Origin of the sequence: Natrinema halophilum (assembly GCF_013402815.2) — an archaeon.
GTDB classification, from domain to species: Archaea; Halobacteriota; Halobacteria; order Halobacteriales; family Natrialbaceae; genus Natrinema; species Natrinema halophilum.
Genome location: NZ_CP058601.1, coordinates 3,819,163 through 3,839,461, shown reverse-complemented (window position 1 = coordinate 3,839,461; position 20,299 = coordinate 3,819,163). Strand labels below are relative to the sequence as shown.

17 protein-coding genes and 2 tRNA genes are annotated in these 20,299 nt (G+C 58.1%); 11 read left to right on the top strand and 8 right to left on the bottom strand.

The window, feature by feature from the left end:
• Positions 1 to 20: 20 nt before the first annotated feature.
• Positions 21 to 233, bottom strand: a complete 213-nt coding sequence (locus tag HYG82_RS39265) for a KTSC domain-containing protein (RefSeq protein ID WP_179263341.1) — start codon at positions 231 to 233, stop codon at positions 21 to 23.
• 381 nt (positions 234 to 614) lie between these two features.
• On the opposite strand from HYG82_RS39265, the gene HYG82_RS39260 reads away from it, so the two are divergent.
• The 5 genes from HYG82_RS39260 to HYG82_RS39240 all read left to right on the top strand — a co-directional run bounded on the left by HYG82_RS39260 (position 615) and on the right by HYG82_RS39240 (position 8,487).
• The gene (locus HYG82_RS39260) at positions 615 to 2,132 is read left to right on the top strand and encodes a metallophosphoesterase family protein (RefSeq protein ID WP_179263339.1); all 1,518 of its coding nucleotides are present in this window, start codon (positions 615 to 617) and stop codon (positions 2,130 to 2,132) included.
• Entirely contained in the window at positions 2,129 to 4,840 is a 2,712-nt protein-coding gene (locus HYG82_RS39255) for an AAA family ATPase (protein WP_179263337.1), read from the top strand. Before HYG82_RS39260 ends, HYG82_RS39255 begins: the two co-directional genes overlap by 4 nt.
• The gene (locus HYG82_RS39250) at positions 4,840 to 6,105 is read left to right on the top strand and encodes a DNA double-strand break repair nuclease NurA (RefSeq protein ID WP_179263336.1); all 1,266 of its coding nucleotides are present in this window, start codon (positions 4,840 to 4,842) and stop codon (positions 6,103 to 6,105) included. Before HYG82_RS39255 ends, HYG82_RS39250 begins: the two co-directional genes overlap by 1 nt.
• A 73-nt stretch (positions 6,106 to 6,178) precedes the next feature.
• Positions 6,179 to 6,844, top strand: a complete 666-nt coding sequence (locus HYG82_RS39245; protein WP_235217751.1) for a DUF8166 family protein — start codon at positions 6,179 to 6,181, stop codon at positions 6,842 to 6,844.
• Positions 6,844 to 8,487, top strand: a complete 1,644-nt coding sequence (locus HYG82_RS39240; protein WP_179263334.1) for an ATP-binding protein — start codon at positions 6,844 to 6,846, stop codon at positions 8,485 to 8,487. Before HYG82_RS39245 ends, HYG82_RS39240 begins: the two co-directional genes overlap by 1 nt.
• A gap of 527 nt (positions 8,488 to 9,014) precedes the next feature.
• Here HYG82_RS39240 and HYG82_RS39235 read toward each other — a convergent pair.
• Positions 9,015 to 9,088 (bottom strand) — tRNA-Phe (locus HYG82_RS39235).
• A gap of 265 nt (positions 9,089 to 9,353) precedes the next feature.
• Here HYG82_RS39235 and HYG82_RS39230 point away from each other — a divergent pair.
• The gene (locus HYG82_RS39230) at positions 9,354 to 9,800 is read left to right on the top strand and encodes a DUF7344 domain-containing protein (protein ID WP_179263332.1); all 447 of its coding nucleotides are present in this window, start codon (positions 9,354 to 9,356) and stop codon (positions 9,798 to 9,800) included.
• Between the two features lie 587 nt (positions 9,801 to 10,387).
• Here HYG82_RS39230 and HYG82_RS39225 read toward each other — a convergent pair.
• A tRNA-Val gene (locus tag HYG82_RS39225) sits at positions 10,388 to 10,461 on the bottom strand.
• A 62-nt stretch (positions 10,462 to 10,523) separates the two neighbouring features.
• Between HYG82_RS39225 and HYG82_RS39220 the strand changes: the two genes are divergently transcribed.
• Complete coding sequence (locus HYG82_RS39220; protein WP_179263330.1) at positions 10,524 to 11,174, top strand: DUF192 domain-containing protein; 651 nt, start codon at positions 10,524 to 10,526, stop codon at positions 11,172 to 11,174.
• A 10-nt stretch (positions 11,175 to 11,184) separates the two neighbouring features.
• Complete coding sequence (locus HYG82_RS39215) at positions 11,185 to 13,122, top strand: ABC transporter ATP-binding protein (RefSeq protein ID WP_179263328.1); 1,938 nt, start codon at positions 11,185 to 11,187, stop codon at positions 13,120 to 13,122.
• Positions 13,123 to 13,170: 48 nt separating this feature from the next.
• Here HYG82_RS39215 and HYG82_RS39210 read toward each other — a convergent pair whose 3' ends face one another.
• Positions 13,171 to 13,515, bottom strand: a complete 345-nt coding sequence (locus HYG82_RS39210) for a DUF5789 family protein (protein ID WP_179263326.1) — start codon at positions 13,513 to 13,515, stop codon at positions 13,171 to 13,173.
• A 138-nt stretch (positions 13,516 to 13,653) separates the two neighbouring features.
• Here HYG82_RS39210 and HYG82_RS39205 point away from each other — a divergent pair, with 138 nt between their 5' ends.
• Positions 13,654 to 14,391 (top strand): creatininase family protein, encoded by a 738-nt coding sequence (locus HYG82_RS39205; RefSeq protein ID WP_179263324.1) that lies wholly within the window; start codon positions 13,654 to 13,656, stop codon positions 14,389 to 14,391.
• Between the two features lie 68 nt (positions 14,392 to 14,459).
• Here HYG82_RS39205 and HYG82_RS39200 read toward each other — a convergent pair whose 3' ends face one another.
• A complete protein-coding gene (locus tag HYG82_RS39200; RefSeq protein ID WP_179263322.1) occupies positions 14,460 to 14,912 on the bottom strand; it encodes a DUF5790 family protein in 453 nt (150 codons plus the stop codon).
• A 325-nt stretch (positions 14,913 to 15,237) separates the two neighbouring features.
• Positions 15,238 to 15,612 (bottom strand): dihydroneopterin aldolase family protein, encoded by a 375-nt coding sequence (locus tag HYG82_RS39195; RefSeq protein WP_179263320.1) that lies wholly within the window; start codon positions 15,610 to 15,612, stop codon positions 15,238 to 15,240.
• 144 nt (positions 15,613 to 15,756) lie between these two features.
• Between HYG82_RS39195 and HYG82_RS39190 the strand changes: the two genes are divergently transcribed.
• Positions 15,757 to 16,629: an LLM class F420-dependent oxidoreductase gene (locus HYG82_RS39190; protein WP_179263318.1), complete on the top strand. Its 873-nt coding sequence runs from the start codon at positions 15,757 to 15,759 to the stop codon at positions 16,627 to 16,629.
• 84 nt (positions 16,630 to 16,713) lie between these two features.
• Here HYG82_RS39190 and HYG82_RS39185 read toward each other — a convergent pair whose 3' ends face one another.
• The gene (locus HYG82_RS39185; protein ID WP_179263316.1) at positions 16,714 to 17,685 is read right to left on the bottom strand and encodes an aldo/keto reductase; all 972 of its coding nucleotides are present in this window, start codon (positions 17,683 to 17,685) and stop codon (positions 16,714 to 16,716) included.
• 225 nt (positions 17,686 to 17,910) lie between these two features.
• On the opposite strand from HYG82_RS39185, the gene HYG82_RS39180 reads away from it, so the two are divergent.
• A complete protein-coding gene (locus tag HYG82_RS39180; RefSeq protein WP_179263314.1) occupies positions 17,911 to 18,909 on the top strand; it encodes a hypothetical protein in 999 nt (332 codons plus the stop codon).
• A gap of 332 nt (positions 18,910 to 19,241) precedes the next feature.
• On the opposite strand, the gene azf is transcribed toward HYG82_RS39180, so the two are convergent.
• Positions 19,242 to 19,991 (bottom strand): NAD-dependent glucose-6-phosphate dehydrogenase Azf, encoded by a 750-nt coding sequence (gene azf / locus HYG82_RS39175; RefSeq protein WP_179263312.1) that lies wholly within the window; start codon positions 19,989 to 19,991, stop codon positions 19,242 to 19,244.
• Positions 19,992 to 20,299 lie beyond the last annotated feature (308 nt).

Below are 20,299 nucleotides of genomic sequence, written 5' to 3'. Positions count from 1 at the left end.
ACGGACTAAATTGATACGCATTATTTGATCTGATCGTATCGGTATTTATCTTCGATATTCTGATGGAAGTATTTCCCGTGCGAATTGGCGTTCATGAGTTCCTGGTGAGTTCGTTTGGGGACATCGAAATACTGGTAGACTCTTCCACCGTGGAACTCAATCTCTAGAACTTGATTCGACTCATCATACCCAACACTACTGGGGTTACTTGAGGAGACGGGGACCCGTTTCATACTGCGTTATGTGGCAGAATAGTCATTTAATTCTATCCATTAAATGACGGTTTGCTTAGCCTCAGTTGCTGTGTTGGGTGAGGCAGTAGGGAAGGCCGTGGACTTCGACGGCCCGAGGAAGATGTTGGTGTTGGTTTGTTTGAAGATGTCGCCGTCGATGTCTTCGGGATTTTGGGTGATCATGAAGAAGCCGAGTTCGTCTTTGCGGCCTTGTTTGACGGCGTCACGAGCGCGGTTGACGATTGTCTGTCGTCTTTACTTCACTTCCACTCTGGTTGGATGGTGTTTAATAGTCGTCCGGTTACACGTAGTCACATACTTTCAGGCCCGTGATTTGGTAGCACGCTTGGCTGAACAAGTACCCTCCACAACACACTGATCATGCTGACACTTACACACATTGCTGATACGCACCTCGGCCATCGACAATACGGGTTAAAACAACGCGAGGACGATATGGTATCGACCACGCGTGCTGCGTTCCAAGAGATGATTGAAGAGCGCGGGACGGATGCGATTCTGTTACCGGGTGACCTGTTCCACTCACGGGATTTGCGCCCGAAGATCCTGCATCAGATCGAACAGGAACTCGAACAGATCCCCGATGAGGTACCGGTGTTAGTCTCGCGCGGTAACCACGACGAGAATCTGACGCCGCGTGACGTGACGTGGCTGAATTACCTTCATCAGCGCGGACATATCGTGTTTTTGCAAGCCAACCTGAATGCGGATCCCGAGACAGCGTGGCTCAACCCGTACGATCCGGAAGAGCCGGGACAGTCTGCAGGGTTTTATGATATTGATGCCGCGGACGTAGACGGACCGATTCGCGTGTTCGGCCTGCAGTGGCGCGGCGCGAAGACGGACCAGGCGCTCCAGCAGGTGGCGAAGGGGATTCAGGAAACGAATGAGATGCATGGTGAGCCGGCGTGGACCGTGTTACTGGCACATTTCGGAATTGAAGACGAGGTGCCGACGCTCGGCGGGACAGTAACCCATGGCGAACTACGAGATGTGAAGGATGTCGTGGATTACCTGGCGCTCGGGCACATTCACAAGCGGTACGAGTCGGGCGGGTGGATCTACAATCCCGGGTCGCCGGAAGCGCATAACACGCGGGAAGGGCGGTCTGAGTGGGACCACGGCTACTGCTCGGTCGCACTCGACGCCGGAGGATCCGAGGCTGGTGGTGATGCGATTGATTTCGATGCGGAGCACCATCCGACGAAGCGACGGCCGTACTACCGGATTGAATTCGATGTTACCGCGTATGAGTCTCCGGGCGATCTCGAAACCGCGTTTCAGAACCACGTCCGGGACGAGCAGGCTGCGATAACAGAGTACTGTAGTCAGGACGAGTTCACGGCACGAGGCGAGCCGCGAGAACCGATTATCGACCTTCGGTTCACGGGGACGTTGCAGTTTAGCCGTGGGGATTTCCGGACGGATGAACTTGCAGAGTGGGCGGAAGAGGCGTGCGATGCGTTGTACGTGCAGGTGAATACGGGGATTCGGACGGCGAACGTGCAGCAACTCCTCTCGGAGATCGATGAGGATGAAGTGTTCAAGGATGGGCAGTTGAACACGGCTGCCTTAGAAAACCGCGTTTTCGAGACGATTGCGAAGGAATCAATCTACGATGACCACGCAGCCGATGTCGCTGACGTGTTGGGGAACGCTCATCAGATGGCGCAGGCTGACGAAGCCGTCGAGGACATTCGTGACTCGGTGAGTTCGGCGCGTCAGGAGTTGTTCCCAGAACTGACAGACGACGTCGTGCTGGACATTGAAGAAGATCCGTTCGCCGATGCCAACACAGGCGAGGAAGCGTCTGATAACACGACAGACGGCGACGAAGCAGACGGAGAGGCGGAGGCAGGGGAGGTGGTGGAGCAATGAGAATCACGGAAGTTGCGTTGGAAGACATCAAGTCGTATGAGGATCGGACTGTCGTGCCGATCGAAGGCGGTGTGACGGCGATTCTCGGTGAGAACGGCGCGGGGAAATCGACGGTTCAGGAGGCCATCGGATTCGCGCTGTTCGACTCGCTCCCGTTCAACAACAAGGAGTTCGTGCGGGAAGGTGCGAGTTCAGGAACGGTCGAAGTCACATTTGAGCAGGACACGCAGAACGGGACGGACAGGTACAAAGTTGTTCGGTCGGTCGGCCGGTCGAAGTACGGTGTACACCGGTATGATCCCGATTCTGACGAGTGGATCGATCAGGACATCGATTCTAAGACACAGTTGGTGGACTGGTTGTGTGCGCGCTTCGATGTTGAAGATGGAGACGAGCTTAGCAGTCTCTGGAGTTCCAGCATCGGAGTCCCCCAAACGCGATTCCTCTCGGACTTCTCGCAAACACCTCGAAACCGCAAGGCAACGTTCGATGCGCTCCTGAATCTGGACGCGTACGAGGAATCGTGGGAGGCACTCAAGGACGTGCCGGACGCAATCGAGAGTCGGCAGCAGGATCTTCGGAGGGATATCGATACGCTCACCGGCGAGGTGCAGGGGTTGCCGGACGAGCGAGCGGAAGCGGAGTCGTTGGCCAACGACGTTGAGGAAATTGAAGCCGGAATCGAACGGAAAACCGGCGAGTTGTCGGAGAAAGAAGAAGAGTACGAAGAGTTGGAAGCTGTTGAAGAGGAAATCGACCGCCTTGACCAGGAGGTTGAGTCGCTAGAAGGGGACATCGACTCGACTAAAGACAATTTGGGGACGGCGAAGGAGGAACTCGCGGCTGCTGAAGAGGCACAGGAGAAGTGCGAAGAAAACCGTGAGGGGTACCGTCGGTACAAGGAGGCCCGCGAGCGACAGGACGAGTTAGAGGACCAAGAGACCGAACGCGACGCTCTCATCGAGGATCGAGACGAACAAGAAGACACGATCCAGGCGATCGAATTCGAGGTCGAACAACTGGAAGAGGACTTGGAAGAACTGGAGGCTTCTCGGGAGACGTTGGAGGCGCGTGAAGAAGAGAAAGAGCGGTATGAAGAACTTGATGACCGTATTGAATCGCTGAAAGACCGCAAGGACGACGTCGATGCGTTAGAGGAAGAAATCGAGCAGTTGACCGAGGAGATTGAATCGAAAGAGAGCGAAATCGAGGCCAAAGAGGAGATAATTGCGGAGATAGAGGACGAGTGGGAAGCGACGACGGATCCGGAAGCGCTCTCCGAGGAGATCAATGACCGGGAGGCGAGCCGGAAGCAACTTGAGAGCGAGCGTGAGCGGCTTGAAGAGCAGTTGGATCGGTTGCGTGACACGGATGTTGATGCGCCGTGCCCGACGTGTGATCGTCCGTTAGACGAGGATCACCGGTCGAAGACGATTGAGCAGCGTGAAGCCCGCATCGAGGAAATCGAAGCGGAACGTGAGGAACTCGCCAACGAGCTTGATGCCTTGCGTGAGCGGCGTGACACTGCGAGGGAGGTCAAGCAGCGTGTTGATAAGCTCCCTGTGCATCGGGAGAAAATCGAGTCGTTGGAAGCTGACATCGAAGATCTGCGCGCCGAGAAGGAAGAGACAGAGGCGGAGTTAGCGGACTTGGAAGACGAATTGGCGGATCTCCCTGATCTCGAAGCCGAGCGAGATGACTTGGAGGAGGCGTACGACGAGTATCAGACTGCTGAATTCCGAGTGAAGGAGCATGCTGATGTCCCTGATGAGTTGGAGGCAAAACGAGCGGAATTAGAGGAGGAACAGTCGGCGCTGGCGGAGATCGAGGACGAGTTAGAGCAGTTCGAGGGCTTGGATGAGGAGTTGGAGGAAGTCAAGGAAACGCTGGAAGAAACGGAGTCGGCACATCAAACGTATATCAAGCACGAGCAGCAAGCGTCGCAAGTGGAAGAGCGGCAGGAGAGAGTCGAAGACCTGGAAAGCGAGCTTGCAGACCTCGAAACGAATCTCGAAGAGACGGAGGCAGAACTGGAGGAGACGAAAGCGTCGTTCGATGAAGAGCGATTCGAGACGCTGGAGTCAGACATCGAGGAACTCCGGGAGGAACTGGCAGGTGACCGGCGGTCATTAGAGCATAAGAAGGAGAGCCTGGAGGCGGTTCGTGAAACGATCGAAGAACTGGAGACGAATTTAGAGGAGCGTCAGGAGAAGCTCCAGCAATTGAAGGAACTGGAAGCGGATCAGCAGTTCGCCGACTGGGTGCGGGAGAACGTCCGCGAGGCCGGACCAAAAATGCGGGAGATCATCACTGACCGAATTGGGTCCCGGGCGAATGAGTTGTTCCGGTCGATTCGCGGCGCGTCGGCTGAGACGCTGGAGTGGACGAGCGACTACGAAATCGTCGTGCACGATGCGGATGTCCGAAAGTCATTTTCGACGCTGAGTGGCGGGGAGAAGATGGCAGCTGCACTTGCGGTGCGGCTGGCTATTCTCGAACAGTTAGCGTCCGTGGGGATCGCGTTCTTGGACGAACCGACGGCGAACCTCGACCGGCAAAAGAAACGGAATCTGGTCACCCAGCTCAAGCAGCTGGATAGCTTCGAACAACTCACGGTGATTAGTCACGACCAGACGTTCGATTCGATGACTGACTACACGATCACCATCGAGAAAGACCGGCAGACATCAGAGGTGTCGGTCAATTAATGCCGATCGATAAACGCGGTGTCGCGTCTGAATTGGAGGCGAACGTTGACACGATTAAGACGTATCTCGAAGACGATACGGGGATTGTAGAACGGTATCAAGACGCGTTTCAGCGGTTGCCCGACGAGTGGACAAGCGAGGAGATTCGAGCGTCGCTTCAGGACGCGTCATACCCGGGGGCGTATCCAACGGACGATTTTGATGACGTGGACAGTCTCATCGTCCCATACCCGGAGAGTGACGGGTGGGAAAATCACGAGGAGGTGAACCAGTGGGCGCGCGATATTATTCGTGACGTGCCGGTGATGGCTGTCGATGGGTCACAACTCCCGCCGACAACGCAATTCAACGTTCCGCTCGCGTACGTCCAAGCGGCATGGGCAGTCAACCATCATCACTCAGAAGGGAGGCTTGATCGCGGTGTTGAGGGGCGACTCCTGACGCCTGACGAGGTCACACAGGAATCAGAGGACGGGGACTACCGGTTTGTGGATTCCCAACTCGTGGGCCATCACCGGTTCGAACACGAAGGACAGCTACTTATCGACCAACTCTCGGAGTTAGCTGACGCGCGTGATGCAGGTGACATCGACAACACGCCGGTCGTGTTCTACGACGGGCCGTTGATCGCATCGTTTGCGAACCCGTTGAAGCCGGAAACCCGAGAGCGATACATCTCCACGCTGAGTCGAGTTATTGCAGCGAGTCAGCACCACGAAATCCCCCTGGTCGGGTACGTTGCAGGGTCGAGCGCGACTGAACTCGTGAAGATGACGCGACTCCTGTTACGCGAGGAATTCGGGACAGATCGCGTCATCCCAGATGCGCACGTCCTGACAGAGTTAATGAGCCCGTGGGGTGACACGACAATCCCGTTCATCTCGAAACGAGATGGGAGCATCGACGCGTTGCAGACAACGTACAACGGTCAAGCGTACGAATTCCGCGATGACATCTTGTTCTCGTACCTGAACGTGCCGCCGGGCGCTGGACTCGACCGACTCGAATTCCCCGGGTGGCTGTGCCGAAGTAACGGCCCCGACGGGTACGAGTCAATGTACGAGTACACCGTTGACATTGTCCGGGCAGAAGCAGGCATCGGACGTGGCTATCCCGAAATCCTCCAACAGGCCGACAGCGACGCTGTGTTAGACCATCAGGACCGGCAACAGTTCCAGCGCGTCGTTCAACGCTGGGCTGAATCGAACGACGTGCCGCTGGAATGGGACGCCAAAGCACTAAGCAAGGAACTTCGCCGACGATGATTCACCACCACACCCCACACGCACCAGCAGGATGCACCGCGCGACAACCAGACGACAGTACGGAGACGGAACTATGACAGCTACACCACCTGACGGAGAGAGTCCGGATCTCGATTCGTGCGTTCGGATTGGCAGTATCGTGTCCTCGAACAGCCACTTGGATTACGTCGTCGAGGTCTACAAGGAACGAGACTGTGATCGCCCACCGGAACTTCACGAACGCGAGTTCGGGCAACCAGTCTTCATCAAAAAAACCGTCAACGGAACCGAGCACGCAGTCATTGGCGTGATTTACGACACACAGTTAGTCGATCCTGATCAAGGGCGAACCGGGCCGCGATTAGCGCAGGACGACCAGGCTCAATTCACGCCGGGGTACATCGAAGAGCGCACCACGCTCGCTGGCGTGGCGCTTCTCGGTACTGCAGAAATCGCCGAAGACGGGACAATACAGAATCCAACGCATCAAATGCCGCGGTGGACGTTAGAAGTTGAGGATACCGTCTTCCACTGTCCGGATCAGGTCACGGTTTCCTTCCATACCGTCGATGAGCATATTCAGCTGGCGTACATGGATCGGCTCTTGGATATTGCTGGTGACCTCGGGTCGGAGGTCATCGTCGCACTAATCGACCGGTTGCGAGGGGTGCTACCGGAAGACGATCCGAACCACCGAGTACTAGATGTGGTTGAACAGAACGTACAGTGGCAAGCGCGTGAACAGCGAGGGGTGGTCTAATGGCTGACCGATCAAACGTGGTTGGAACCGTCGCTGGACCGGGTGACGATCCGAACGAATTCGTGTTCGTAACTCCATCAGACAAGTCGATCAAGACCGGTGAGTTCATCACGTACACTGTCTCGGTTGAAGGTGAGCCACGCTCGGTGTTCGCTCGCGTGACGAACCGTGAACTGATTCGAGGGCTTCCTGAAGGGTTCCTTGCGGATCCGGAAGTCGGGCCGGAGACGGTCGCAGCGACACTCGGTGTGTCAACTGATGATACCGAGTTGTACCGGTTGACAGCAACGGTCATCGGGTACTACGACACGAATATGACGACGTTCGCTAATCCTCGCCAGCTGCCTGACCCGGGGACACCACTGTCGATCGCACCGCATCAACAACTCGAAACCGTATTGCCGAACCTCGGCTGTGAAACTGACAGCACAGATGTCACAACACTTGACGGAGTCGCGCACGTCGGCTGGCTGTTGAATCGCCCGGCAGAGGCGACAAACCTATACATTCCAATCGAAGAATTCGCTTCGACACACCTAGCGATCCTCGCATCAACCGGGAGCGGGAAATCCTACACAGCGTCGGTCCTGATCGAGGAGATGATGCGTCCGAGCTCGCGCGCATCACTGCTCGTGTTTGACCCGCACGGTGAGTACGATACCTTGGCAGAAATGCAGGGTGAAGAGGCATTTCAGGGCGAAGATGGGTATGAACCAGAAATCGAGTACTACGATCCGGAACGGCTCCGCGTTCGCATCTCTGAACTGGAAATCGGCGATGTCATGGCAATCTTGGATAATCCGAGCAACCGGATGCAAGAGCGACTTTCGACGGCATGGCAGGCCATGCAACGCCAGGAAAGTCGAACATGGGGGATTGATGAACTGATCGGTGAAATGGAGCGGATCTACGGCGATGATGACGCGAGCGTCGGCGCACTAGAGTGGCGGCTCCGCCGGTCTATCGAGCGAAATGATCTCTTCCACCCTGAAGAGAACGTGCCGCTGGATGAAATCGTGGACCCAGGGCAGTGCACCGTCCTTCAGATGGATACGTTGGACCGGCGGGATCAGCAACTTATCACGACCGTTCTTCTCCGGCGGATGTATCGAGAGCGACTTGATGACGTGCGAGACCGAGACTCGGATATCGAGCATCCGATTTTCGCCTTGTTCGAAGAAGGACACCGGTTCGCTCCAGCCTCCGGTGAAGCCCCATCGCTAGGGATCATGCGAACGATCACATCCGAAGGCCGCAAGTTCGGATTCGGACTCGGGATTATCAGTCAACGCCCGTCGAAAATCGACCAAGACGTTCTGTCGCAGTGCGGAACGCAGATCTCAATGCAGATCAAGAACCCGAATGACCAGGATGCGATCAAAAACTCCGTGGAAGCCGCCGGCGAAGACGTACTTCGAGAGTTGCCCGGGTTAACCCCGGGGCAAGCGGTCGTGTCTGGTGACGCGATGAACACGCCGGCACTGATACAAGTTCGACAGCGACGCACACCGCACGGTGCTGGAAGCCGGCCAGTCATCGAAGAATGGCGTGAAGCCTACGACGAACGACAACGCGAACCGACGCAGTCAGAATCGGCTGATTTCGGAGAGGGAGATTCGACTGGCGTTCAGAGTCTTGATTAATGGGTTCTGTTTAAATCTTTGATCGACTCCAAGCACCTCGCCGGATTCCAGATACGCGATTCGAAAGTCCGGAGGTATACACCTACGGACCGTCAGAATCCAAATGAGCGTTCTTCTACTGATCGTTGAGTTGAAAACACGGCATGATGAGTCCGGTCGCGTTCTTTCACCATGATCGCTATCAGTACCTCAATATCGGATCTCCAGTGGGGATTCTAGCGTTCGGAAGAATGTACGTACTCACGTACTTGTGGACGTACTCATTCATGTACACGAGTACGTACCCAGAGACGTACTTGAGCCGATGGTAGATTATGTGATTACGTACTGGTCTTTGAGCACAGCGTATTCTTGAGCGCTCGGCAAGGGACTCCCCGTCTTCATCTCATTGGTGACGTCGGTGCCCTCATCTGAGGATCCGCGCGGGACGGGGAGAGTACCGAGTCGAGTTTAACGAATAGGTCGTGAGGAATATCCGGAGAGGTTGCCCACGCACCGCTCCGTGGGCATTTGAACCGTGAGTATGATGCCGCCTCCCGGATTTGAACCAGGGACAGCTCGATCTTCAGTCGAGTGCTCTCCCAGTCTGAGCTAAGGCGGCCTACTCCACTCTCCGTCCATGGTATAAAAAAGGATTTCGAATCGAGAGCGCCGTCTCGCCCTCGAGATGTGATACACACCTCCAAGTGACATACGTTCTATCTGCCACGCAAAATTAGGGCACTGTGCAACGAAACGTCACATAAGGTACTCGAAACAGATGTTACACTATGAATACGATCACGCTTACACATGATTGGCCACAGTCTGTTGGATTATCGGATATTCAAGACACTCTTTTCCGCCCTGCACGGTAATATCGTGTTATGGAAGCACTTGCCTCGAGTCAAACAGAGGAAGAACTCTCCGCCGACACCATTCTCGAGTTACTGGCGAACCGGCGGCGTCGCTACCTCCTTTATGCATTGCGTGGGCGAGAAGACCCCATCGAACTCTCGACGTTAGCGGAAACGGTCGCGGGATGGGAACACGACGTTCCGCCTGATGAAGTAGCGAAAAACGAGTACAAAAGCGTCTACGTCTCGTCGGTCCAGTGTCACGTCCCGAAACTGGACGACGCGGGCGTCGTTGATCACGACGAGGATAATCACACCGTCATCCTGTCGGACAACTTCGACCAACTCGAGCCGTATCTTCAGGTCGTCGTCAAAGACGAACCGGAGAATTCGACGTTGCATGCCGCATTACAGACCGAATCGGGCGAGGGACTGCTCGGTCAGATCCGCGAGAACGTCGCGCGTCTCAAGCAGTGACTACTCTCGGACGAACCAGTCTGATTCGTGAATAGTAGCTAATTAGTCGCGCCGATCGGACTCGAGGACTCGAGTGCTTACGTTCGTTTTCGTGGTGCATCCACAGAGACACTGACCCTCTTGCGAAGGAATGGTGTCCGGTTGTCCCTCTTGCGAAGGAATGCTGTCCGGTATCGGTCACTGGTAGGTTCCGTCTATACCGGTGGCGTCCGGCCGACGCCAACGAGGTCGGATAGCCGTAGATGATTTCGAGTGGATGCGAAACACCTCGAGATTCTCTTCATTCCGGTCGTAGAATCTCGGTTCAGATCGAATCTCCAGCAGATCGTGTTGCTGTCGCTATCAAATTTTTCGCGACAGTAATCGGCCCGAGCGGGTTCGAACCGAAATCAGACGTGTTCCTTCACTGCGCGCGACTTATAGGGCTGTGAACACGCCGCTCGCGCCACAATTCCCTCTTTCCGTCCGTTCGTCGCAGAATCGAAGTGGGCTCGGGCGGGTTCGAACCACGGTCGGAGCGACGCTCTTCCCTGATTCGAACCGCCCTCGCATACATTTCTCTGACTCACTGTTGTTCGCCAGAGAAATGGGCTCGGGCGGGTTCGAACCACCGACCTCGGCCTTGTAAAGGCCGCGTCATGACCAGCTAGACCACGAGCCCGCACTCGAGATGAGTGCCCCCGTCCGAATAACCTTTACTTTCTCGCGGTGCAGGTACCGTCCATGTCAGTCGGGCGTGGTCGGAAAGCCCTCCTCGTCGTCGCGATCCTCTCGATCAGTGGCGTCGCCCTCGTACAGGCCGGCATCGTTTCGGGACCCTGGAGCCCGGAGAAGGGAGAGGCCCGTATCGTCGATCCCGGAACTGACACCGACGAACCAAAAGCGGTTGTCGACGTCGAAATCGCCGACTCCTATCGGGAACGGTACACTGGGTTGAGCGATCACGAATCCCTCGAGTCAGGCAACGGGATGTTGTTCGTCTACGACCACGAGCAGGACCTGACGTACGTGATGCGAGAGATGAACTTCGACATCGACATAATATACATCGGTGCGGACCGCGAGATTACGTCGATTCACCACGCTCGTGCACCTGAACCCGGCGAGGACGGAAACGATCTCACATATTCGGGCCGCGGGAAGTGGGTTCTCGAAGTGCCCCGCGGATACACGAACGAGACTGGTATCGAAGTCGGCGACGAGGTCGAAATCGACCTCGAGTCGAAACGGACGATCATCGGCTGGGCTGGAGCAAGTACCGGTGGGATGGCAGGTGTCGCGTCGACGGCGAACAGCGACACAGCCACCCAACGAGCGGCCCGTCGGGCGACCAATTTCGATTCGTCGAAAATTCTTATTGCCGGCGGTCCCTGAGACCCGTTCAATGAGTAGCGCCGACTTGGACGAGGACGATCCGTTCGAGGAGCAGCGCGAAGACATCGAGAACCCGATGAAGCGGCTGTTTCTCGAGTACGGGTCGCACTATCTGGGCGCTGCGACGATCGGCGTGATCGCGAGTATTTTTGCACGGATTCTGGACCTGCTTCCGGCGCTTATGTTAGGTGTCGCGATAGACGCCGTGATTCGTCAGGAAATCGGATACGTCGAGGCGTTCCCGATCGGTGGGAGCCTCGTCGCACCGTACGTTCCGGACGGGCGGATGGCCCAGTTCTGGCTGACGATCGGAATCATCGCAGGGGCGTTTCTCCTCTCGGCGGTCTTTCACTGGACCCGAAACTGGGGATTCAATACCTTCGCCCAGCACGTCCAACACGACGTCCGAACCGACACTTACGACGAGATGCAGCGGCTGAACATGGGGTTTTTCGCCGACAAGCAGACCGGTGAGATGATGTCGATCCTCTCGAACGACGTCAACAGGCTCGAGAAGTTCCTCAACGACGGGATGAACTCCCTGTTTCGGCTGCTCGTGATGATACTCGGAATCGGCGGCTTACTGTTCGCGATCAACTGGCAACTCGCGCTGATCGCGTTGCTGCCGGTACCGCTGATCGCCGTCTTCACGACGCTGTTTATCAGGACGATTCAGCCAAAATACGCCGCGGTGCGCTCGACCGTCGGCAAGGTCAATTCCCGACTCGAGAACAACCTGGGGGGTATCCAGGTCATCAAGTCGAGTACGACCGAGTCCTACGAATCCGACCGCGTCGAAGATGTCTCGCAGGAATACCTCGACGCCAACTGGAGCGCGATTCGCACCCGGATCAAGTTCTTCCCCGGCCTGCGGGTCCTCGCTGGCATCGGCTTCGTCATCACCTTCCTCGTGGGCGGGCTCTGGGTCATCGGCGGTCCGCCGGGACCGTTCTCGGGCGATCTCAGCACCGGGATGTTCGTCGTCTTCATCCTCTACACCCAGCGGTTCATCTGGCCGATGGCCCAATTCGGACAGATAATAAACATGTATCAGCGCGCCCGTGCCTCGAGCGCCCGTATTTTCGGTCTGATGGACCAACCGAATCGGGTCGGCGAAGAGCCAGACGCTCCAGATCTCGATGTAACCGGCGGGCGCGTGACGTACGACGAGGTAGCGTTCGGGTACGACACGGACGAGGCGATCATCGAGGGGATCGACTTCACGGTCGATAGCGGCGAAACGGTCGCGCTGGTCGGACCCACCGGGGCTGGCAAATCGACTGTCCTCAAGCTCCTCCTGCGGATGTACGACGTCGACGAGGGAGAGATTCGCATCGACGGCCAGAACATCCAGAACGTTACGCTCCGAAGCCTCCGCGAGTCGCTCGGGTACGTCAGTCAGGACACCTTCCTCTTCTACGGCAGCGTCGCGGAGAACATCACGTACGGGACGTTCGACGCCGACCGCGATGACGTCATCGAAGCGGCGAAAATGGCCGAGGCACACGAATTCATCCAGAACCTGCCCGAGGGGTACGACACCGAAGTCGGCGAACGCGGCGTCAAGCTCTCGGGAGGGCAGCGCCAGCGGATTTCGATTGCCCGTGCGATCCTCAGAGACCCCGATATTCTCCTGCTGGACGAGGCCACCAGCGACGTCGATACGGAGACGGAGATGCTCATCCAGCGATCGATCGACGATCTCGCCACTGATCGAACCACATTTGCCATCGCTCACCGGCTCTCGACGATCAAAGACGCGGACCACATCCTCGTTCTCGAGGGCGGTGAGATCGCCGAACACGGAACCCACGAGGAACTGCTCGAAAACGACGGGCTCTACTCGCATCTCTGGGGCGTTCAGGCCGGAGAAATTGACGAACTCCCACAGGAGTTCATCGAGCGCGCCCAGCGTCGGCAGGCACGAACCGAGGTCGGAGACGACTGAGGTCACCCGTCCATGCGGAGCGACGACCGATCTCCCTCACTCGCCGTTTCAGAACGATTCCTGGTCTCGCTGATCGTCCTGATCCGGCGCACCTTCATCTTGCCTGTCTTCGCCCGCCGCCGGCGGCGTGCGATCGCTGTAATTTTTCCGTCCGATAGCCTCGTCGCTCACCATGTTCATGATCGCCCCCTCGACCGCGTCGTAGTCGCGATACTCGTCTTCCCCCAGCGGTCCGATGAGGTCCTCGAGCGTGGTCGTTTCACCGCTCATTTCGATCTCCTCGTCGCCGTGTTTCTCGAGCAATTCGTCGTGGCCGATCGGATACTCCTCGTTCTCGAGGGTCTCCTGAAGGTCGCCGAATTCGACGCCGAGTTCACGACTATCGTCGGGCATACGTGATCGTTTGTGACGGCGCGGAAACGGGTTCGCCCTGCGTTCGCAACTGGGTAGTCGGACGGCACCGATCGTGGGATCGGCATCCCGCCCGTCAGTACCGGGGGTTTGATGCCCGTACGGTCGACATATTCGCGCATGGATCTCTCCGACGCGACGTGGACTGACGTGCGAAATCTGGAGACGAATCTCGCGGTCGTACCCGTCGGGAGTACGGAACAACACGGTCCGCACGCGCCTCTCGGAACGGACGTCGTGACCGCCGAAGCGGTAGCCGATGCGGGGATCGAGCGCGTCGATCGAGAGGTCGTCCGGGCGCCGGCGATTCCGGTCGGGATCGCAGCGGAACACCGTCAGTTCCCCGGGACGATGTGGGTCTCCGAAGACACCTTCCGCGACTACGTCGGCGAAACCGTCTCAAGTCTCGCCTACCACGGTTTCGACCGCATCGTCTTGGTTAACGGCCACGGCGGTAACGTCGCCGCGCTTCGAGAAGTCGGCGGCCGTCTCACTCGGGACGGGGACGGGTACGTCGTCCCGTTCACCTGGTTCGAGTGCGTCGGCGAGCACACCGCCGATATGGGCCACGGCGGGCCCCTCGAAACGGCACTTCTCCGTCACCTCGAGCCGGAATCGATCCGGGAGGATCGGATCGACGAGGCACGCACGGACGCGGCCGACGGCTGGGGCGACTGGACGGGATACGTTAATCTAGCCTACGATTCGGCGGAGTTTACGGAAAACGGTGTCGTCGGCGATCCGGGCGATGGTGACGCCGACCGGGGGACCGAACTACTCGAATTAGCCGCCGACGCCCTGGGCCAGCTACTCGGAGCGGTCGCCGAGCGTGACGTGACACGGCCGGAGCGCCGATAGCTGGACCTGAACGCCGTTCGAGACGCGAGATGACGAACTGTCGCGGTCGTGGAACTGGACGAGATCGGTTATGCTTCGGCTTCGTCCCCGTCCTCGTCTGTAGCATCCGCTTCGTCGTCTGCTTCGGTATCGGGACCTGCGTCTTCGAGCGTTCCGCGAAGCGCCGGGATCGTCGTGGTGAGTTCACCGACCTGCTCTTCGGCGTCCGAGATGTCCGCGATGGCATCCTCGAGATCGGCGATTTCCGCCTCGAGATCATCGGCATCGTCGAAGGCGTCGGCTCGCTGACCCATGGTAAACCACTTCTTCGCGTCGCGGAGATGGTCCTCTGCATCGCCGGCGTTCAGCGCGGAGTTGAGGCCGTTGAGAACGCCCAACACGTTGTCGGCGTCCGCCTCCCAGACGTCGTCGGCGTCGGGAAGCGCAGCCCAGGCATCCGCAAGCGAGGTTTCGACGTCCTCGCGCATTTCGTTGGCCGCTTCTCCGAACAGTTCGTCATCACCGAACGTCGCTTGGCTCATATCACCGTCTTTGCTGCCGGCGAGGTTAAAAGATAGCCCGAAAGTGAAAGTGAAACTGGCGGAGAGCGGCCCGATATCGGTCGAACGGTGAACGAATTTCGAAAGGAAGGTCCTCGAGACGATGCGTGTACGTCGGCTCGAATAATTCCGTCGTCGAACGGAGCGATACCGGCGTTGAACCGGAAAGCTGACGTTGAACGGTCCACTTTTTCCTTCGCTATCGCAGAGGGAGGAAGGAAGCGCGTGAGGATGTGGGTGAGCGTGAGCGTGAGCGGGAGGCCGAGCGTGGAGTGAGAGTGTCGACCGATCGCCAGCGACGCTACTTTCAGCTACGGACTGACTCGAGTCGCATCAGCGGATAGCCGTCTTGCATTTCCATGCGGGTGACGACCTCACAGCCCTCGTAGTCGACGACGATCTCGACTTCGAGAAAGCGACCCGTCAGTTCAGTGTAATCTGCGCTCGAGTCGGCGAGTGCGGTCTCGAGTTCGTTGGTTCGGACGTCGACGGTGACGTCGCTGCAGTGGGGTTGGTTTTCGATCGATTGCTCCATCGCAGTCGTGAGGCTCGAGACGCTTTCGGGTGAGATCGGCGTCCCTGCGAACTGGTGATAGAGCGAACCGAACTTGATGCCGGCCTCGAAGCAGGCAGATTCGGCGTCGGTTGGCGTGGTATCGGATGGCGCTGAATCAGGAGACATGGCTGAGTGAACGGGTGCCGTCGGAAAGGAGATTGCGGTGCGACGGCGGTCGTAGCCGCGTTCGTGGATCCGATATCCCGTCACCACCAATCTCGTCTCATCAGGTTGGTGCACTTTCAAGTTCGTCTCCGGTGAAGACGTGATATGGAGATTGGGACTGTCTTCCCGCAACTCGAGATTGGACACGACCCGCAGACGATCGCCGACTATGCACAGCGGGTCGAAGAATCAGGATACGAACACGTCGTTGCGTACGATCACGTCCTCGGCGTGAATCCGGACCGCGAGGGGTGGGACGGGCCGTACGATTACGAGAATACGTTCCACGAACCGCTGACCACCTATTCGTACCTGGCGGGTCAGACCGAGGACCTGGCGTTCATGCCCGGAATCCTCGTCCTTCCGCAACGCCAGACCGCGCTGGTGGCAAAGCAGGCCGCTCAGGTGGATCGCTTTACCGACGGTCGGTTCCGCTTGGGCGTCGGCGTCGGCTGGAACGAACCCGAGTACGTCGCGCTGGGCGAAGACTTCTCACAGCGCGGCCGACGGATCGAGGAACAGATCGAGTTGCTCAGACGACTCTGGACGGACGAACTCGTCGAATACGACGGCGAGTTTCACGAGATTCCAGATGTCGGAATCAAGCCGCTTCCGATCCAGCAGCCGATTCCGATCTGGATGGGCGGGATGGCCGACCCGGTCAAGCGGCGCGTCGCCCGACTCGCCGACGGCTGGCTCCCGCAATTCCAGCCCGGAGACGAGGCTGAGGCACACCTCGCGGATCTCTACGAATACGCCGAAGAGGCTGGTCGCGATCCCGACGAGATCGGCCTCGGCGGTCGGATGTACGCAGTCCCGGACGAAGAAGACGAGTGGATCGATCGGGCCCAGGCCTGGCACGACCTCGGTGCCGACTACCTCTCGATCACGACGATGTACCACGAGCTCGAGGCCGAGGAGCATACGGCTCACCTCGAGCGGGTTGCCGAAGTGTTGCAAGATGCCGACCTACTCTAACCGACGCGCGGCGTCGAATTGGGATCGCAGGTCGAGAACGACGACGCTACCGCGTTCGGTTCGTATCGACTGCCACAGACGACCCTATTCGTGGCCCGCCACGGGAAGCGGCTCGTAGGGATCTTCGAGATACTCCATCTCCGATTCTGTCAGATCGATCTCGAGGGCTTCGACCGCGTCTTCGAGATGCTCGACGCTCGTCGTGCCGACGATGGGCGCGTCGACCCAGTCCTTGTGGAGCAGCCAGGCGAGCGAAATCTGGGCCATTGAAACGCCCTTCTCGTCGGCGAGTTCCTGCACCCGCTCGTTGATTTCCTCGCCGCCGCCCTGGAGATAGGACATCTGCTCGAGGTACTTGTCGGTCCGTCCGCGCGTAGTGGACTCGATGTCCTGATGGGACCGAGCTGCGACGCCACGGGCTAGCGGCGACCACGGGACGACGCCAACGTTCTCTTTCTCACACAGCGGCAGCATCTCGCGTTCCTCCTCGCGGTACAGAACGTTGTAGTGGTTTTGCATCGTTGCAAACCGCTCGAGATCCAGTGTGTCGCTGGTCTGCAGCGCCTCGGCGAACTGGTGGGCCCACATCGAGGAGGTGCCGACGTACCGAACCTGTCCACGCCGGACTGCATCGTCGAGCGCGCGCAGCGTTTGTTCGATCGGCGTCTCGTAATCCCAGCGGTGGGTCTGGTACAGATCGATCGTCTCCATCCCCAGCCGCTCGAGGCTTGCCGCGAGTTCCTGCTCGATCGCTTTGCGGGAGAGACCACTCGCGTTCGGGTTATCGGAATCCATCTCGGCGAAAACCTTGGTGGCGACGACTTGCGAATCGCGGTCGTATCCTTCGAGAGCCTCGCCCAGAATTGCTTCGGATTCGCCCGTCGAGTAGACGTTCGCGGTGTCGAAAAAGTTGATTCCGAGGTCGATCGCGCGGTCGATGAGGGCCTGACTCTCGTCGGGGTCGAGCATCCACTCCTGACCGGTGCCGAAACTCATGCAGCCAAGACAGATGCGGCTGACCGTCATCCCCGTGGAACCGAGGGTGGTGTACTCCATGCGAACTGGTCCGACGCCAAATGGCAAAAGGGCGCGGCTCGTCCGAGGGGGTTGCCGGCTCTCGATCGCCCCGTGACGATCAGACAGAAGTGAAAGTACGATCAGTTGTCGTGTAGTTATTGGTCAAATACCGGTCAAGTAATTAAAGCCACACCTTAATTCGGCGTACATAATAATTCCAATCTGCTGCTATTAACAATGTATTAGGGGAGAATTCAGGAGTCTATGGCTCAGAAGCCAAGCCGACGAGAGGTGCTGCTTGCCAGTGGAGTGACAATAGCAGGATTGAGCGGCTGTACAGGAAGCGCTCAAGAGGGTGCCCCTGCCGATGACAATGGAGAGACAACGCTTGATTGGAACGGACAAAACGGGAGTGAGCATGCAACACAGAATTGCCCCGAAGAGAAGGGATACTGGCACTGGATACTGACGCCAGGGGGGCAAGCTACCATACAGGACGCGGTACTCCACGTGACATTTGACGATGGCTCGACAGCTGATTCCGTAGAGGGGTACCGCCCCGGTGGGGACCAGGGAGCAATCCATTTTGACGTGTACAAAAGCGGAGGTGGGACGATCAGTAGTGCTTCAGTTGTTTTCTCTGGGGAGGCGGGGAACGCCGTCCTTACGATAAGTGGCGGAGAGTGCGTCCCTGATGATGGCAACGGTGACGACAATGGCGACGGCGACAACGGTGACGACAATGGCGACGGCGACAACGGTGACGACAATGGCGACGGCGACAACGGTGACGACAATGGCGACGGCGACAACGGTGACGACAATGGCGACGGCGACAACGGTGACGACAATGGCGACGGCGACAACGGTGACGACAATGGCGACGGCGACAACGGTGACGACAATGGCGACGGCGACAACGGTGACGACAACGGCGACGGCGACAACGGCGACGACAACGGCGACGGCGACCGAGACGAAGATGATCAAACGGACGAGAAGAACCGCGAGATCGCAGTTGACCTCGATAGCGTCTGCTACAAGGAAGAGAAGAAAAAAGCGCAGTTCCGGATCGAGAGTTACGAAAAGAGGGAGGTGACGGTAACGTGGAAGGTGCTTGGGACTATGCAAACGGGCACTGTCTCAGTCCCGAAGCATGGATCCAAGACGATCTGGGTGAACATGGACACCGACCAGAAGCTCGGGCTTTACCGCGACGGTAGCAGGATTGCCAGGACAAAGGTGCATACACAGGTCTGTTAAGGCCTCCACCAGTAGCGTATCGCTTACTGGCAAAATACCGGTTATCGGCCCTCAGCCTTGATCGGCTGGGATGCTCTCGGGTCGACTGCTCCTCGGGTCGCTGTTTCGCATCGCTCACCCACGGCCAGGAAACTGAGCTTTCGAAATACCCTCCCGACGATAGACAACGAAGGAAATGGATAGTCCACGTGAGAAATCATGGGCGAATCAGCCGATGGCGGCAACCGCCGATACGACTGCCACCAATACGCCGCGCACGACGACGAAGAAAGGAGGCGAAATGTAACCAGCAAACACGGTACCTCAATCCCATAAAGGCGTTGCTGTGACCCCTACTCGTCGAGGAATTCGGCAGAATTGTCCTGCGGGTCATAGCCCAGCTCGTCGCGGGCACGCTCGAGAGAATAGTACTTCCGGTCGTTGTCGGAGATACCGTAAACGATCTCGTAGTCGTAGTCAGCGCGGATACAGCGATCGAAGAGGTGCGCACAGTCCCGGTAGGAGAGCCACATCGCTTGTCCGCGCTCGTAGTCGATCGGCGGGTGGCCCTCGGTGAGATTTCCGATGCGCACGCAGACGACGGAAATGCCGTGTTCGTCGTGGTAGTACCGCCCTAGCGTTTCGCCAGCCGCTTTCGAGACGCCATAGAGGTTGCTCGGTCGGGGGAGTTCCGTCCCGTCGAGACGGTAATCGTCGTGCGTCCGGTACAGCTCCGGCGTCCGTTCAGTTGTCTCGTAGGCACCGACGGCGTGGTTCGATGAGGCGAAGACGACCTTCTCGACGCCAGCGTCGACAGCCGCTTCGAATATCGTCTGCGTGCCGTCGATGTTGTTGGCCAGGACGCTGTCCCACGGCGCTTCCGGTCGGGGATCGCCCGCCAGGTGGACCACGACGTCGATACCGTCCATCGCGTCGCGGACGGTATCCACATCGGAGATATCTGCAACGACGAACTCACCCGGCTGGTCGTCCGTCGGCGGATCGCGATCCAACAACCGCCACTCGTGATCATCCGCGAGGCCGCCGAGAATTGCCTCTCCGACCCGCCCCGCAGCCCCCGTGAGCAGGACTGACTGTGCCATTCGTTCGGTGTGAGGGAAAGCGGCGATAAGTACCATGCGATTCGGCTGTCGAACGGTCGGTGGTATCATGTATCTATCACGCGCGACAATACGACATCACGAGTACTGCGAATCGAGTAAACGACCTCAGACGCTGCAGGCCGAGCGTTTTCCTGGTTCCCGTAGCTGTCTACTCACACTCCCTTCGTGGCAAGCGCGGTGGACGTGGTTGAACGGCTCACCAACCTCGGCCGAGACAGACGCACTGACTGAACCCGTGGGAGGGGTCTTAGAGGGCGGTAATCAGACTGGATTTCGCCGAGGGGCGC